General features: G+C 66.5%; 2 pseudogenes. Both read left to right on the top strand.

The features are described 5' to 3' along the window. A pseudogene (locus tag ACYQ1K_RS27925) lies at nt 1-219 on the top strand (electron transfer flavoprotein subunit beta); the annotation flags it as partial. 35 nt (nt 220-254) lie between these two features. After that, nucleotides 255-559 (top strand): annotated as a pseudogene (locus ACYQ1K_RS27920) (electron transfer flavoprotein subunit alpha/FixB family protein); the annotation flags it as partial.

The following is a 559-nucleotide window of genomic DNA, read 5'->3' as shown; positions in this document are numbered from 1 at the left end:
TTCAAGGGGATCATGGCGGCGAAGAAGAAGCCGCTGGAGGTGTTCTCGCTGGCCGACCTGGGCCTGGAGGCCTCGCAGGTGGGGCTGGGGGCGGCCTACACCGAGGTCACGGACGCGACTGCGCGTCCGCCGCGGACCGCCGGTGAGATCGTGAAGGACGAGGACGGTGCCGGCGCGAAGGCGCTGGCCGACTTCCTCGCCTCGAAGAAGTTCATCTGAGCCGGCCGGTACGAGAGAAGTAGGAGTAGATACGCATGTCTGACGTTCTCGTCCTGGTCGACTTCCAGAACGGCACGGTGAAGAAGCCCACCTTCGAGCTGCTCACCCTCGCGAAGAAGCTCGGCACCCCGACCGCGGTCTTCATCGGCCCCGCCTCTGAGGCCGGAACGGTCGCGGAGGCGACCAAGAAGTACGGCGCGGAGAAGGTCTACGTGATCGACGACGCCCAGATCAAGGGCTACCTGGTGGCCCCGAAGGCGGAGGCGCTGCAGCAGCTGGCCACCAAGGTCCAGCCCGCGGCGATCTTGATCCCCTCGGGTGCGGAGACGAAGGAGATCGC

Source organism: Nocardioides sp. AN3, assembly GCF_054653495.1.
This window is presented reverse-complemented; position numbering and strand designations above follow the sequence as displayed.